17 protein-coding genes are annotated in these 15405 nt (G+C 38.7%); 5 read left to right on the top strand and 12 right to left on the bottom strand.

The genetic code is table 11. The features are described 5' to 3' along the window. The 4 genes from QMD82_00925 to QMD82_00910 all read left to right on the top strand — a co-directional run. Window positions 1-633, top strand: a 633-nt coding sequence (locus tag QMD82_00925; protein ID MDI6850488.1) for a D-glycerate dehydrogenase, incomplete at its 5' end; no start/stop codon positions are given. After that, complete coding sequence (locus QMD82_00920) at window positions 623-1288, top strand: ATP-binding cassette domain-containing protein (protein MDI6850487.1); 666 nt, start codon at window positions 623-625, stop codon at window positions 1286-1288. The genes QMD82_00925 and QMD82_00920, both read left to right, overlap by 11 nt. Next, complete coding sequence (locus tag QMD82_00915; GenBank protein ID MDI6850486.1) at window positions 1278-2102, top strand: permease-like cell division protein FtsX; 825 nt, start codon at window positions 1278-1280, stop codon at window positions 2100-2102. The genes QMD82_00920 and QMD82_00915 overlap by 11 nt, the downstream gene beginning before the upstream one ends. Continuing rightward, complete coding sequence (locus QMD82_00910; protein MDI6850485.1) at window positions 2099-3208, top strand: peptidoglycan DD-metalloendopeptidase family protein; 1110 nt, start codon at window positions 2099-2101, stop codon at window positions 3206-3208. The genes QMD82_00915 and QMD82_00910 overlap by 4 nt, the downstream gene beginning before the upstream one ends. On the opposite strand, the gene QMD82_00905 is transcribed toward QMD82_00910, so the two are convergent. Continuing rightward, entirely contained in the window at window positions 3205-3771 is a 567-nt protein-coding gene (locus tag QMD82_00905; protein ID MDI6850484.1) for an immune inhibitor A, read from the bottom strand. The two genes, QMD82_00910 and QMD82_00905, sit on opposite strands and share 4 nt — an antisense overlap. Window positions 3772-3782: 11 nt before the next feature. Then, entirely contained in the window at window positions 3783-5411 is a 1629-nt protein-coding gene (locus QMD82_00900) for a M14 family metallopeptidase (GenBank protein MDI6850483.1), read from the bottom strand. A gap of 138 nt (window positions 5412-5549) precedes the next feature. Between QMD82_00900 and QMD82_00895 the strand changes: the two genes are divergently transcribed. Beyond that, a complete protein-coding gene (locus tag QMD82_00895) occupies window positions 5550-6647 on the top strand; it encodes a M20 family metallopeptidase (protein MDI6850482.1) in 1098 nt (365 codons plus the stop codon). Here the strand turns inward: QMD82_00895 and QMD82_00890 are convergent. Genes QMD82_00890 through QMD82_00845 form a run of 10 tightly spaced genes read right to left on the bottom strand, consistent with a single transcriptional unit; the run spans window position 6600 to window position 15351 of the window. Beyond that, the gene (locus tag QMD82_00890) at window positions 6600-7529 is read right to left on the bottom strand and encodes a lysylphosphatidylglycerol synthase transmembrane domain-containing protein (GenBank protein MDI6850481.1); all 930 of its coding nucleotides are present in this window, start codon (window positions 7527-7529) and stop codon (window positions 6600-6602) included. The two genes, QMD82_00895 and QMD82_00890, sit on opposite strands and share 48 nt — an antisense overlap. Then, window positions 7526-8206: a DNA repair protein RecO gene (recO, locus tag QMD82_00885; GenBank protein MDI6850480.1), complete on the bottom strand. Its 681-nt coding sequence runs from the start codon at window positions 8204-8206 to the stop codon at window positions 7526-7528. Before recO ends, QMD82_00890 begins: the two co-directional genes overlap by 4 nt. Continuing rightward, window positions 8166-9362, bottom strand: coding sequence for a hypothetical protein (locus QMD82_00880; GenBank protein ID MDI6850479.1), 1197 nt, complete (start codon window positions 9360-9362; stop codon window positions 8166-8168). Before QMD82_00880 ends, recO begins: the two co-directional genes overlap by 41 nt. Then, window positions 9307-9471 carry a hypothetical protein gene (locus QMD82_00875; GenBank protein MDI6850478.1) on the bottom strand — a complete coding sequence of 55 codons (165 nt, stop codon included), beginning with the start codon at window positions 9469-9471 and terminating at the stop codon, window positions 9307-9309. Before QMD82_00875 ends, QMD82_00880 begins: the two co-directional genes overlap by 56 nt. Before the next feature lie 41 nt (window positions 9472-9512). Next, complete coding sequence (locus tag QMD82_00870) at window positions 9513-9830, bottom strand: NUDIX hydrolase (protein MDI6850477.1); 318 nt, start codon at window positions 9828-9830, stop codon at window positions 9513-9515. After that, window positions 9784-10161 carry a hypothetical protein gene (locus QMD82_00865; protein MDI6850476.1) on the bottom strand — a complete coding sequence of 126 codons (378 nt, stop codon included), beginning with the start codon at window positions 10159-10161 and terminating at the stop codon, window positions 9784-9786. The genes QMD82_00870 and QMD82_00865 overlap by 47 nt, the downstream gene beginning before the upstream one ends. Continuing rightward, on the bottom strand, window positions 10107-10913 hold the full coding sequence (hemW, locus tag QMD82_00860) for a radical SAM family heme chaperone HemW (GenBank protein ID MDI6850475.1): 807 nt from the start codon (window positions 10911-10913) through the stop codon (window positions 10107-10109). Before hemW ends, QMD82_00865 begins: the two co-directional genes overlap by 55 nt. Further along, window positions 10900-12561, bottom strand: a complete 1662-nt coding sequence (locus tag QMD82_00855; GenBank protein MDI6850474.1) for a POTRA domain-containing protein — start codon at window positions 12559-12561, stop codon at window positions 10900-10902. The genes hemW and QMD82_00855 overlap by 14 nt, the downstream gene beginning before the upstream one ends. Then, window positions 12561-13658 (bottom strand): fructose-1,6-bisphosphate aldolase/phosphatase, encoded by a 1098-nt coding sequence (gene fbp, locus QMD82_00850; GenBank protein MDI6850473.1) that lies wholly within the window; start codon window positions 13656-13658, stop codon window positions 12561-12563. Before fbp ends, QMD82_00855 begins: the two co-directional genes overlap by 1 nt. Continuing rightward, complete coding sequence (locus QMD82_00845) at window positions 13633-15351, bottom strand: hypothetical protein (GenBank protein MDI6850472.1); 1719 nt, start codon at window positions 15349-15351, stop codon at window positions 13633-13635. The genes fbp and QMD82_00845 overlap by 26 nt, the downstream gene beginning before the upstream one ends. Between the last annotated feature and the right edge of the window lie 54 nt (window positions 15352-15405).

Here is a 15405-nt window from a genome sequence, read left to right as displayed (position 1 = left end):
GTAGCAAGAAGAGTGGTGGAAGCTCACAAATTTGTAGAGAAGCGTTTATGGAGAGGATGGTCTCCAACACTATACCTGGGACTTGAGCTCAGGGGTAAGACCCTTGGTGTTGTTGGTACAGGCAGAATAGGTCAGGCCTTTGCCCTAAAGTCTTCGGGTTTCAAAATGGAGGTGGTCTATTATAACAGAAGACAAAACGAGGTACTGGAAAAGGAGTTGGGTGCGAAAAGGGTTGAACTCGATGAATTGTTGAAGGTATCTGATGTTATTTCCCTTCACTTACCACTTACACCTGAAACCTATCACCTAATTGGCGAAAGGGAATTTAACATGATGAAACCCAATGCGATTTTCATTAATACCGCAAGAGGAAAAATAGTGGATGAAAGGGCTCTAATAAAAGCCCTTAAGGAGAAGCGTATTTATGGAGCAGGACTTGATGTTTTTGAGTTTGAGCCACAGGTTTCTGAAGAGTTTTTTGAGCTTGATAACGTTGTGATGCTTCCTCACATTGGAAGTGCGACCGTTGAGGCAAGAACACGAATGGCTGAGCTGGTGATTGAAAATTTGAAAGCTTTTTTCAGTGGTAAAGTTCCCCCTGCTGTTGTAAATAAGGAGGTCTATGGCGGATAAAGTTGAATTTGAAAAGGTTTCTGTGAAATTCAATGAAAGATGGTATGCACTTAGTAATGTTTCATTCACAATCAAAAGGGGTGACTTCGTTTTCTTCGTGGGACCAACTGGGGCTGGAAAAACGACAATACTGAGGCTAATTTATGGAGACATATTTCCTACTGATGGAGAGGTGAGAGTGGATGGTTATCCTCTCAAAAGGATTAGCAAGAAAAAGCTCCTTGAATTGAGAAAGGGTATGGGAATTGTTTTTCAAGATTTGATGCTTCTTGAAGATCGGACTGTCTTTGAAAATCTTGCACTGCCAGTGAGATTGAAAGGTGATGAGGACGTGATGAAAAAAGTTGTTTTAGGACTAAAAGATGTTGGGCTTACTTATAAATCTAACGATTTTGTCTCTTCTCTTTCCCGTGGCGAACAGCAGAGGCTTGCCCTTGCAAGGGCAATGATTAACGATCCTGATCTATTGCTTGCCGATGAACCGTTTAGTAACCTTCATGCCAGTGACATTGAATGGCTGATTGAAAAGATGAAAGCTTACAACGAACTTGGAGTTACGATTTTGCTTTCAACTCACAATATTGACGTGATAGCGAAGGTTCCGAAAGCAAGGGTCTTCAGAATTGAAGAAGGGAGATTAAAAATTGAAAATTAGATTCTATCTTGAAGAACTTGTTCACATTTTTAAAAAGTCAATCAGTGACTTTATCTTCCTTGCTGTAATTTACTTCCTTACCCTTTTAATTTTTTCCAGCCTTACACAGTTTTACGTCTACCTTTCGGGTCTTCAGAATGAATCCTTTAAGGTTAGTTTCATGAAAGTATTTTTTGAAGACGGGGCAAATCCTGAGGTTATTAATACGATCAAAGCCTATGCAGAGCATCTTTCCGCGGTGGATAAGGTGGTCTATGTCAGTAAAGAAATGGCAAAGGCTGAATTTGCCGAACGTTTCCCCAAGTATTCTGGCCTTCTTTCAATATTCCAGGAGAGTCCATTTCCACAAAATATTGAGTTAAGATTTAACGAAAAGAGCCTTGGAGGCGATTTGATCAACGACCTAACAGACTTCTTTTCCAGATTCCCTTTTGTCTCCAATGTACAGCATAATTACACATCTGCTTTAAAGATTTACAAACTAAGAAAATCTATGCTTCTTGCAGGATTCTGGCTCTTTGTCTCCTTTCTAATCCTTTACATTCCACTGAATCTTTCTTTCATGAGAAGTATCTTTGGAAGGGAAAAGAAGCTCTTTGACCTTGTAGAGTATCTTGGTTATGAAAAACGGGGGCTCGAAATAACTTTTGTTGTGGCTTCAGCAATACCCCTTGTTCTCGTTTCTATTTTAATATTAGCAGTTTTTAATCAGATCTCGAAGATGCTCCATATACCCCTCTATCCCGTTTACCTTCTTCTACTGTTTTTCCTTCTACTTCAATTAATTTTCAGCGTTGATGTGCTTGAAAAATGAAGGCTTTGCTAATTTTTGTACTCCTTGCTGAAACAGCGGATATAGAAACATCCAGACAGCAACTGGAACGGCTTAAAAAAGAGTTTCAGGAGACGAAAAGAAAGATTGCGCAGATGGAGACGAAGATGAAGAGTGCAGAAGAAGAGCTCGAGAGAATTACAAAAAAAGAAAATGAGATAATGAGCTTTATTGAAAAACTAAATAGAGATATAGCTTCCATTCAAAACGAGATTGCAAAATTGGAAGTGCAGATCAAGCAGAAAGAAGAAGAGCTTTACGAGCGCGCTGATAGGATTAAGTTTAGTCTAAATTTGCTGTACCAAACTCCCCCTGAAAACCAGATTTTGAAATTTTTACCCTCTGAAGAGGAAGAAAAGGAGGTTTTTTATCTCATTGATTATGTTATTAAAAGTGAAAAAAGGGAGAGAGACAGGGCAGTGCAGATTTATAACGAACTTAAAGCGTACAGAGATTTAAGAAACGAAAATCTTGAATTTGTAAAGGCAATGAAGGAGGAGGTTGTTGATCAGAAGAAGAACCTTGAATATTTAAAAGTTCAAAAGGAGAAACTTTTAGCTTCTTTAAAAAAGAAGAAGCTCACGGAGGAAAAGAGGCTTGCAGAACTTGAGAAAGCTATTAAAGAGATGGAAGCTTTGATAACGAGGCTTGAAAAGGAGCAGGAAAGGAAGAGGAAGGAAGAGCACGTTGTTGCGAAAAGTCCAACAGGGAAATATCCCTGGCCTGTGAAAGGAAGGGTGGTGATGGAGTACGGAACTATTGTAAATCCAAAGTATGGCACAAAAATATTTAATCCGGGTGTTGATATTGAGGCGGCGCCGGGGAGCTCCGTTTTGGCTATTGATGATGGAGTTGTTATCTTTGCTGGAACCGTGACGGGGTATGGAAATACCGTTATTATTGACCACGGTGGGTTCTTTTCAGTGTATTCGTATTTGCACAGAATGAATGTTTCCACTGGCAGCAGAATTGTAAGAGGTCAAGTAATTGGTTCCGTTGGAACTTCAGATCACTACTTTGGGTCGCGCCTCCACTTTGAAATCCGTGACCGCGGTAAGGCTGTTAATCCTTTGCTTTACTTGGATTAATTAAGGTAAAGAAATCTTCCTTTTTCAATATATTTGCCACTTTTAAATATGTAGAAGTAAACTCCCGAGATGGGCAATTTTATTTGATAAAATTTCTCCACCTTTCCTTCCTCTTTGATTTGGCGAATGAGACGTCCCTGAGCATCGAATACTCTTAATTCGGGATTTTTGGCGGAGATGAAGAAGATGGCTGACCTTTTCATGACTGGTTGAATTTTAATAGTTGGAACATTTCCTATATCAACAATGGAGGTTGATGTTTGTTTGAAATAAATCTTTTTTAGATTGCTGTAATTTCCAGCACCGTATTGATTCGAAAAGGCTCTTACCCTAATGTAGTACTCTCCTTCTTCAAGATTCTTCAATGTGTAAAAGGTGTCAGTTATTTCTGAGAACGTTAAGATTGATTCCCAGTTAACAACAGGGTAAACATCGTCAATGTAAATCCCTTCTCCAGTGACATAGGCATCGGTCATGTAACGAACCCTGAAATAGACACTTTTTCCTGCATAGTTAGAAAGATCGTATTTCTTGTAAACCCAGTTTGAGCTTTGCCCAGTTATTCTCTCACTTTCTAATGGTAACCATTCACGTAAATTTTCGGATATCTCAATAATGGCACATCATAGTCTGTTTCAATGTCATAGTAGGTCCACAGAGTAAAGCTGTCTCCGGGTTCAACATAATAAGGATATTTTGTCCTTGCCTGGCAGATAGCATAATTGGTTTGAGGAGATACAAGGGATTTTGAAGCCGAGTGGTATCTTTGCGTAGATTGAGAAAAGTTTTCTATGACCCATAAGTCTAAATTAGCTTCAAAATTTTCTATAATTTTATTTTGCCCTTTTAGAATCTGAATTTCATAAGAAGCTGGCTGGTTAAAATAGCCGTTTGGAACGGTCCAAGCCAATTGAATAGAATCGGAAACAGTATCAGAGGGTGGGGAAGTTATCACAGGTGCAGGAGGGATTGTTTTCATGAATTGATAGATGGAATCCCCCTTTTGCAATAGGTAAAGTGCTCCTCTAAAGTTTTCTCTTTTAATGTAGGATAAATCTGCAGTATCTTGGTAAAAATCGGTTCCTATTTCAACGGTGAACGCTAAGCAAGGTGTTCCTTTTACATAAGTGTACCAGCCGTATTCCCAGTCTGTAGAACTTCCGGAAGTGGGGTATAATTCAACCGATTTTTCATAAGTGTAAGTTCCTCCATTTAATTTTCCTATGAGGCTTGCCATTGTGATTCCTATAGAATTGTACCAGTCATCGTGGGGTGTGGCATCGTTTTTATGACCCCATGGAGCAAGGACCAGCTCAGAATAGGAATGATAATCCAATATTGTCACAAAGTTGCGTGATTTAATGAATTCGGAGTATGCCCAAATTTCCTTAGCAGAATGCTGGTGTTTTCCGCAAAAGGTCTCCTTAGAAGGGTTATGGGAAGTAGAACTTGAGTTTATCACCCCCCATCCATCTACTGCGTTGCTGTCACATATACCATTATAGTTCCTGTTAGGGTCTGTTCCTATTGAGTCCCTATAGGGTTCTCTGTTTTTTCTCCAGGAAATTCCTCCTCCGCCGTAGTCGTAAACATATCCATCCACATTTATGACAGGGAATACCCATATTTCTCTACTATTTACAATGTTTGTTATGGTCTGATCTTGACCATACCCGGAAAGCAGTGTATCTATTATGAATAGAGGAGCCTCAACACTTGCCCACTCCCTTGCATGGTGGCAACCAGAAAAAAGTTGTTCTGGTTCTTCTTCATCTTCTGAAACATTGTCTGAAATTTTAACCCCGTAAATCCATCTTCCTTCATAAGTGGGCCCTATGCTCTCGATTTTACAAATTGATGGGTGACTTAGGGAATAGTTCCTGAGTAAAGTTGTGATTTGCTCGTAAGAATGGTAGCTATCTTTTACCTTTTTCTTTTCTTTTTCCAGATCAGGTATTCTTATTTCGTACTTTATGTCCAGCGATTTTATCCTTTGGAGTCCTTTTTCGTCAACCAGAAGATCATACCACTTTTTGGGCCCAACTCCCGTTATTTCTGGAACTTCACTTTTTGGAAAATATCTTAGAACCTTTTCTTCCAGTTCTTTATAATTTTTAACGTGGACTCGGACTATTGAAAGTCTTTCACTACGTAACGTGGAAAACAAAACAAATATAAACATAAGGATTTTGCGAAACCCCATATTTCCTCCTATTGTTTCAAAAATTATAAATCGAGCTTTTGGGATTGAAAAACTTTCTCTGGACTTTATCTGCTTGGACCTGTTTTTAAATTCCATTCTTTTGTATTTATAATTCAAAAATAGGAACAAGGGGGTAAGATGAAGGATAAATTAGTAAAGCTTTTAGAGAGTTTGATCAGAGTTAAAAGTGTGAGCGATAATATTCCTGAATTGACGAGGATTATTGACCTTGTTGAGGAGGAATTGAAGGGTTTTGAAGGCCTTTTCTCTCGCAGGTACTTGGTGAACAATAAACCATCTATTTTTTACTCTTTCTACAACACCTATCACCCCGAAATCCTCTTTGTTGGCCATCTTGATGTGGTGAGTGGAAGGGATGAGGACTTCATACCCCGGAGAGAAGGTAACCTTTTATACGGTAGGGGTTCCATAGATATGAAGGGTTCCTGTGCGGTTATGATTGAACTAATAAAGGCATTATCTCAAGAAGAGGTAAAACCCAACGTAGGTTTTCTGTTTACTACGGATGAAGAGGTTGGTAGTGAAAATGGGGTTAAATACCTTGTTGAAAGAGAAGGTATTGGAGGAGAGTTTGTCATAATTCCTGACGGGGGAGAGGATTTCCAACTGGTGATTGAAGGAAAAGGGGTTTTCCACGTAAAGATCGTTGCCCGAGGTCTTGCTACCCATGGCTCAAGGGTTTTCGCCGGTGAAAATGCTCTTGATAAGTTGGTTCAAATTTATAATGAAATAAAGTCGCATTTTCACCCTGAACCTTGTGGCGATCCCGAGCACTGGCATAACACTATAAACTTGGGTAAAATGGTTGGCGGTGATTCTGCTAATAGAGTTCCCGACTACGGTGAAATGTATCTTGACATCCGTTTCGTTTATCCGTTTACTGTTAAAAAAATGGAAGAGCTTGTAAAGGGTATTGTATCAAAATATAAAGGGGTAGAATACGAGCTGATTTCAACGGGTGAAACGGTTTTTACTCCACAGGATAATCCGTATTTAATAAAATATAAGAGAATTGCCGAAGAAGTACTCAACAGAAAGCTTTCCTTCTCCAAAGAGCATGGTGCCACAGACGGTCGGTTCTTCTCCGAGAGAGGAATGCCTGTTTTAATTACCGCGCCGAAAGGTGGTAATATTCACGGTAATGATGAGTGGGTAGACTTGAATTCCTTAGAAGCTCTGTTTAATATCTTTTTCAGGTTTGTCAAGGAGAAATAGAACCCAACCTATTAAACTTAGAATTATTGTGGTAAGGTAATAGAAGAGTGAAAGCAGCAGTGACTTTTCTCTTCCTATAAGGTCGCCGTAGAGGATTATAAAAGCTCCTTCTCGCAGACCAAGGCCTGAAATCGTGATTGGAATCATGATAACAAAATTGATGATCGGTAGAAGGAGGATACTTTCCAAGAAAGGTATCTTTACCTTTAGCCCCGGGCTCATTACTATGGGAACTAATGAGAAAAATAGCTGTATTAGAATGGATACGGGGAGCATTTTTATAATAATGGGCCATTCACTGCGAAACTCGTAAATTGAGTTTAGAAATTTTATGATAGGAATTGTCATTCGCGTTCTTTTAATTTTGTTTACCCATGTGTAGAACTGCTTTGTAAATAGAAGGAGGTTGAGGGTTAAAAGCAGTAGAATACCTATTATCGTTAATTTCAAAAGGACTTTGGCTTTCATGGATAGTGTGATGGCAGCCAGGATGAGGTAGAAGAGTATTGCGTAAAATCCAGCTAGTCTATCTATAAAGGTTACTGCAAGAGCCACGGATACCCTACCACCTCTTCCAGCGTATATTGCCCTTATGATGTCAAGCCCTCCAGACGGGAGGAAATTGCCAGCAAATATGGAAATAAGGTAATACTTTAAGGCTTGTGGTAAACTAAGATATATTCCTCTAAGCTTGAGAAAAGCTATCCACCGATAAGCTGAAAGAAGGATCGCGATAAAGTAAATAAGTGTTGCAGGTATAAGGAAAAGGTAGTTGGTCGACCTTACTTCATAAATGAGTTTATTCCACTCGAGGCGAGTTAGTATCAAAATTAGTAGGCCAATGGAAACGATGATTTTTATGATGTTTGTTAATTTCCTCACGCCTCTTCTCCAATTAATAGAAGGAGTTTTTTTGTCTCTTCTCTGAGTTCAAAGCTGTTTAATTCTGCCCAGTTTCTGGATAAAAGAAAATTCACTTCTGCTCTGGTTCCTTCGTCAATGGGGATTCCGTTTTCACCATTTGTTAAACATTTTTTGCAAACAGGCATTTTCAATTCGCTCAGAAAATAGTCTGCTTTTCTTTGCTTACATCTGTAGCAGACCTCAAATTGGGGTAATAAACCCTCTTTCTTTAAATTTCTGACTACAAAGAATGAGTAAAGGTAAGGGCTTATGCGCTTAGTGTTGTTGAGAAATTTGAGAAAATTAAATAAATCGTCGTAAATTTCCCCACCTCCACCTACCGGAAAACTTTTTAGGACATATTGCGAAACTTTCGATGCAAGTTCGTATTTACTATAATCCTCGTGTAGATTTTGAAAGAGCGTAAGTATCTTGCCCTCCTTAACAATGTTAAATTCTCTGTCAGGTCTGTAATAGAAAATTAACTCACTTTCGGCAAAAAGTTCAAAAGACATCCTTAATGGGGATTTTAATCTCTTTGCACCTTTGGCAAGGAGTTTTAATATACCATTTTCCTTGGTTATCGCAGATAGAATAAGAGATGTCTCCATAAAGTCATCCGTCCTTAAAATTATTGCCTTGTCTTTTTTTAGCATTTGCTTTAATATTTAGTGATAAATTCCAAATCTTTTCGTTTTTCCAACTAATAGCTATTTTAAAATGTGCAGGATGAATAGCCAAATTTGTCGTTAGCATATATTCAAGGATGTTGCACTGTGGGTAGTAGTTCATTTTGAAGCTAATAGGGTTGAAAAAGGTAATTATTGTAATTTTCTCCATTTGGCCTTTCGCATATTGTAAAGTTAGACTCCGGGAATGGATTTTTACTGAATAGAGTTCAGGACATTTGCCGGAAAGGGTTGCACCTACAGTTATTGCACAACCTGAGGGTAAGATTCTACAGTACTCCAAGTATGATGCATTACGCGACCCTTTGTTGGTTAACCTCAGGTAAAAGCTCTCTCCTGTCTTTAAAATTCTTGATATATTGCAATCAAGAAATAGGCTTTTGTTTAAAACCCTTGCTTGAGCTGAAAAGTTCGTATGCTGTTCCCTCAAATGTATCTTCACAACACCAGTTTTATTAAGTGTTGATAAATAGGTATATAGCTTAAGGGGTTTTGTTGAACTCTTTGCGAACCACTCCCAGTAGACTTTGCCTTTATAGAAAATAAGAGGAGTTAAGAGAATATCGGCTGATTTAATCTGAAAAGGAAATCCTATTTGGAGCTTCTCTAATCCAATGGCGACAATAAGAGGTTGGCTCAAGCACAGATTATAACTGCTTTTACACTTTGAGTTGAATATTGGCTTAAGGGTGTAAGGTGAAATTTGTAGTTCGAATTTTCCTAAGGTTAACCAGCTGTTTCCGATGTATGCACCCCAGGATACACTGTCTGCGTATGAAGAGGCAAAATAGTTTTTAAAAGCAAGTTTCAAATAAGAGTTGAGTCCTTCTTGCTGGTGACTTATGTACATTTGAAGATGATATTTTTTGTCATCCTCAAATATGAATATCTCCTCAAGATAATCTATTTTTGATGAATCAATCCCAGTTCTTTCAATAAGCTCGGATATTGAACTAAATTCTTTTATTGCCCGGATGGTAATTATATTAATTGCTTCTTCCTCTGTTAAAATCGGAATTGAAATAAGTTCTTCAAAGGTGGCGATGTTAGGGTTTACTTTTGCTGTTTCACTTTTTCCAGTAAAAATGGAAAAAATAAAGAAGGGCCAAAAAAGTCTTGGCATCTTTAATTTCACCTTTAGTCATCAAATTGTTGAGTTCTTTAAGTGGGATTCTATGTATCTTGATTTCTTCCCCGAGGTCTTCCGGCAGTGGCGCCTTTTCCAGATCCATACCGATAAACATGTGAATTTTTTCCGTTGAGTAGCCGGGAGTTAGATAAAAGACCCGATTTTTGTCAACTTACGTGGCTTCATTTTTATTTCTTCCATTAACTCCCTTCTGGCAGCCTCTTCTGGCGTTTCACCTGGATCAATTTTACCTGCGGGTATCTCAAGTAATTCCTTTTTTAACGGATATCTAAATTGGGTTATGAGTATGGCATTCTCTTCGTTATCTATGGGTAAAACGGCACACGTCTCTGGAAATTCCACAATGTCGCGTTTGAGGGTATGAGACTTGGTCTCATACTCTTCTTGCCAGACATTAAATATCAAACCTTTGTACATCAGCTTTCTTTTTAAATTCTTCATAGTGTTCATATATTTTAAGGGCAATGGCATCTGCCACCAAAATTCCCCTTTCAGAAAGAAAAAGCGAATTATTTTTCACCCTTATGAAGGGTTTAAGTTCTCGAGGGAGGTTTTTAATAAAATCGGTTTCTACTTTCAGGCCCCAGCGGGTTCTCAGAGAAAGAAAAATTTCTTCGAGCAGTTTTTGATTTTCATTTAAAACTTCAATTTTTTTAATTCCCTTTGCATAGAGTGAGAAGGATGAAGGATTAGTGTATCTTATTTCTTTTCCTTCTTTTAAATAGAAGCCAGATGCTGAAGGGCAAGCCCTATGTAGTAGTGCCTTAGCCAATATTTTAGATTGTGAAGGCACTCAAACCCTTTAGTGGAAAAGTTGGAAATTTCATACATTGTGTATCCATGGTCTTTCAAAGTCTTATTCCTTAAACGGAACATTTTGATTATGTTTTCTTCATCATTAAGCTCCAGGTTCTCCTTTGCTGGCCTTTCATAGGTCATTGTGTAGGTAGAAATGTGTTCAGGGGCAAGTTTACATGTATTTTCTAATGATTTCTGGAATCCTGACAGCGTCTGTCCCTTAAATCCGAATACGAGGTCAATGTTTATGTTTTTAAACCCCGATTCTCTAAGTATTTCATAGGCTTTAATTGTGTCCTTTACGGAGTGCCTTCTTCCAAGTAATCTTAATTCTTCTCCTATGAAACTCTGTGCACCGATGCTGACTCTGTTAAAGCCAAATTCTTTAATTATCTTTAAAAAATCTTCGCTTACATTTTCAGGGTTCACCTCGATGGATTTTTCTCTGATTTCATCTACTGGAAGATTTTGGTAAAGAACTTCTAATAAAGTTGTTAGTTCCTCTTGGGACAGGCTATTAGGGGTCCCACCGCCGATGTAAAGGGTTTCGTACTCGATATCTAAGGATTTGTATTCTTCTATCTCCTTTTTGAGTGATTTAATGTAAATGTTGAAAAGTTTATCCTTTTTATCTATGGTAACGGAATAAAAATGGCAATACGGACATTTGGAAAGGCAAAAAGGCACGTGGACGTAAAGGCCGTATTTATTTTTAGAACATTTCACCGAGGTTTATATACAGGTTGCCCAAATACCCCTTTTCTCTGAAACGGTTCGGGTTATAAGCCCAGTCTACTCTCAAGTTACCTATAGGTAGGAAATACCTGAATCCCAAGCCTGTGCTAAAGAACACTTTGCCACCAATTTGTGGGTATATGTCTGTTAAAAGGCAAAGACCATATTTTGAGTTTATGGTGGAGCGCATTTCCAAGTTAACGAGGTAAATAGAGGTGCTGTAGAATTCTGAATATCTATACCCTCGTAAAGTTCCATCCCCACCGATCTTAAACATTTCTATTGTTGGAATAACAGAAGAGTAAAGAGGTAGTAGTTTTCCACTGGTCAATCTTACGGCTAAAACTCCCTTGGGTTTCCATATTTTTAAATAGGTTGAAATGCTCATATCGTACTTGTTGAAATGATAGTCACCTCCCAATATCCCGCCAGCTCTGGAGAGATTGAGTTGTACTACATATCCTCTTGTGGGATATAACTGATCATCTCTCTTATCAAGCACTGTGGAAAATTGAAACTTATTTGTTACCCCTTCAGAATATTTTCCCTCAAGGAATTTCCTCCACTGCAAACCGGCAACGCTCCTGCTTTTGGGTGTCCAGTAATAGGATAGGTATGTTTCTATTCCTACGAAGGAAGTGCTATCAAACTTTGACGTACCCCCTAAGAATTTGAGATTAAATTTAAGTGGTGTACTTAGAAAGTAGGGTTCCGAGTAGAGCAGTTCACCATAGAGTTTGGCAAACCCGGTAAAAAGTTCAAAGCTATTCTCCAATCTTAAATTTAGATTTTGGTTGTTATCAAAGAGATTCCTGTGCCCTAATTCCACGTTGATATTGGCGAGTTCGAAGGGATAGACTCCGCCCTGAAAGCGAAGGTAGCGATTTTTTCTTTCTTCTACATTGAATAAGACTTTAACTGAAGAGTCATCGAGATACTCATAAGTGTGATAAACCGCTTTGAAAAGCCCTGTTGAGTAGATTCTACGTATGCTTTCAAGAATGGCGGACGGCGAAACATACTGACCAACTTTTATCTTTATTTCCCTTTCTATTATGGCCCTTCTTACCGTTTTATTTCCAGAAATTTCGATTTTCTCAATTTTATAACGTGGTCCTTTTTCAATTTTCCATAATAGACCGCATCTTTTTTGGATCGTATCCCGCGTGACAATTCTCTCAACTTCTGCTTTAAGGTATCCTTGGTTTCTGAGAAAATCAAGTGCTTCTGTTTCCTTTTTTGTCAAAAGAGAGGAGGAATAAGGAGATGGAATTGAAAAATGTAGAATATTCATTGTTTTACGAAAAAACAAGGTATCTTCACTTTCCCAAGAAATTTGAACACTGTTGAGAATGTAGCGTCGTCCTTCGTTTATTTTTAAATAGATGTAAACCCTGTCATTCTCTTCTTTAACTCTCTCTTCGATTATTCTGACGTCAAAGTACCCCCTTTCCTTAAGCTCTTCAAGTAATTTTTTCTTGTAGGAATTAAATAAGGGGGGATAGTACCTATCCCCCCTTCGCATTCTAAGAATGCTTTTAACCTCAGATTTTGATAGAGCCTTAACTCCTTCTACTTCAATTTTTCCAACTAATAATGTTTTTCCAGCGAGAATCGCAATCAGCAAGTATTTTAGCATTACTCAAGGTCGATGAATCTGTCCTTTACTTTTTTAAGTACATCAGGAAGTGTGGTGTATTCCATCTCTTTAAGGCCGAGTCTGTGAGGTTCAAAGGGGCCATGGCTTCTTAGATAATTTGCGATTTTGTTGGCAGTTGCCCTTGCTTCATCAAAGGCCGGATCGTCAAACAAATCCCTGGGACCAATGAGTTTCCCTTCAGCTAATTGGAAGCCAAGGGCGCAGACTCTTGGTGGACCATCAAAGCGAGAAGGATTTGCCTGGTGCAAAGCTACGGGCATCAGGGGACCATAATGAGACCCCCTCATCCATCCTGCGACAAGGTGAGGAAAGGCAAAGGGTTCAAGAATTTCGCCAACGGCGGGGAAACCGCTTTGAGCTCTCACTATCATAACAGGATCATCTTTTCCAACATATCTTCCCGCCATCATTGAAAGCCTTTGGGTGGAAGAAACTGCTGCAATTTCATTATCTTCTTTTCTGTAAACAGCTTTTATTATATAGTGCTCTGCGGCACCGATGAGGATTAGTAGGTCATAAAGTTCTTCTGGCGAACTCATTAAAATTTTTTTGTGCTCGTAAACGTCAAGGACTTCGAAAACAAACCCATTGTGAAGTTTTGGGTCAATAACTAAGCCAGGCGTATTGAAAGGATCTGCAAAAATTTTAAAGAGTGGGATATTCCATGCACCGGGTGAAGTTTTATCTGCCATAAAAACAATTATGGGTTCGCTCGGTCTTTCTTCGAACTCCATTTCAGCAAGTCCCGGCCCAAGTCCCTTAATGTTTCCACTGAAAGCATCGCTTAAAAGGTCCTGACCAGCCCCGTATTGTTTCAGGGATTTTGCTATTTCTGTAGCTTCTACAAAGGTGTCCCATGCCAGCTTGTGGATTTCACCACAGTTGGCTCCCTTTTTATGTGTCATTATAAGCTGAAGGTCGTCTCCGACTCTCGTAACGAAGTAATCAATCAATGTCCCCTGTTCCTTTGCCTTTTGCAAATGATCTTCTGCTACCTCCATTATTCTTGGATGAACAGATGTGTGGCCAACATATCCTCCTATATCGGCTTTAATTACCGATATGGTGATTCTCATGATATACCTCCCTTTTTATGTTTTCAAGAATTTTTCCAATGCTTTCCTCTTTGATATTCCTCTTGTTTACCTCCATAAATGTAACGTTAAGTCCGTAGATTTCAAACCTAACCAAAATTGGCTCGTATTTTTCAATAACAGGAAATATCCTGTCAAAGATCTTTTCCTCTGGTTGATAGACTACTACGATTGTGAAGGAGCTCTTTTCGTCCTTTACAAAAAGCTTTTTAGTTTCGTCTTCAAGGTGTTCTTGGATGCATATGGAGACAAATTTGATATCTTCGGCTATTTTTTCGGGTTTTAGTGTGGTTCTTATGAAATCATCAATTGAAAAGTAAAAGGTTCTCACCAGTTCTTCGGGTATGTTTGATTTGGAAAAAAGGTGGTAGATTTTGTCGAGGTTTTTCCTATCGATGGTTCTCAATCCTTCGTCAAAATCTCTGAAATTTCCAATACTTTCGCGAATTAACTCTTTTAACTTTTCAAAGAGCTCAACATCAGAACGGAAAAAGGAAACAAGCCCTCTTACCGTAAGGAACATAACATATTCATTTCGAATTTTGGATGGTGGTCTGAAAGACATTAAAACAAACCCATCGGATTTTGCGATGTTTTTTGTCAAGGTGTCAAACTTCGCAGGATCGCTGTCCACGATTGCTATTCTGAAGGTTACTGTAGATTTATCCTGTTCAATAGGAATTATCGCCACCTGGGGTGTGTGGGAAGTTAAAGCTTCATCCACCATCTTCGGCACGAGGGCCCTTCCAAAGATCTCACCACCAAACTTAATGTTAAGAGGGATTCTGATTTTCCCTTGCTTCAAATTGGTTTTAAGGTGTTGTTCCAATTTCTTCTGCTCTTCTGGGGTTAGAGGCCTGTTGTTAACGGTAAATTCCAATCGGATTATGCAGATACCATCGTCTGTTATGAATTCTTTATCGAATTTTCTTTGAAAATTAGGAAAAATTTCCTTTATTAGGTCAAAAACTTCATCCATGCTGATATCTTTCTGGAATCCGCCTACAGTTAATCCGGTCAGCTCTTCCCTATCGGTTTGAATATTCTTTATATAGACCTCTACGCCCATTCCAACTTCCCGTAGTTTTTTGATGAAACGATGCCCTATGAGGATTATTTCCGCTAAGATTTTGGGACTTCGCTCTCTGAGATATGCGAGAGACCGGGAGAATACAAATTTCTCGAGCTCACCGCCTGGTTTAGAAATTTCTTCGAATTCTTCAGGAAAGGCAATATCCCTTAAAGCAGTCTTTATTTTTTCCAAGATTTCAAGCTTTTCAATCCCCGTTGTGACCAAACGGGCTTTAATCTGGTCTCCTTCCTGGGCAAGATTTTTAAGCTCTTCAGTTACCTCCTGAAGGTGAAATCGGACGTCATTTAATTTTTCCGGTGGGAATGGAATTTTCAGCGTGATAAAGGCATATTTTTCATCAGTAGATACAACGCCATAAACAAAGGCAATGTTATACCCTTTTTCATGAACAATTCCTATAACTGTTTCACCAAGTCCAGGCCAGTCCGATGCTCCAAGGTAAATCCTTGCAATATAATTTCCTTCATGGTAAATAATGTCGAAGTTTGCAATAACTTTTTCTTCAATTCGGCTCAGCTTTTCAAGGAATTCTGATTGAAATCGAAGGTCGTCATCTTCCAATTTACATAAAACATCTACCATAGGATTATATTAAAGCAAAACCCGTTAAAAATCAATTGCTTTTCGTTATTCCTG

The sequence above is a fragment of the bacterium genome, assembly GCA_030019025.1.
GTDB lineage: Bacteria > Hydrothermota > Hydrothermia > UBA1063 > UBA1063 > UBA1063.
The sequence above is the reverse complement of the archived record's forward strand: the minus strand, read 5'-3'. Positions and strand labels throughout refer to the sequence as shown.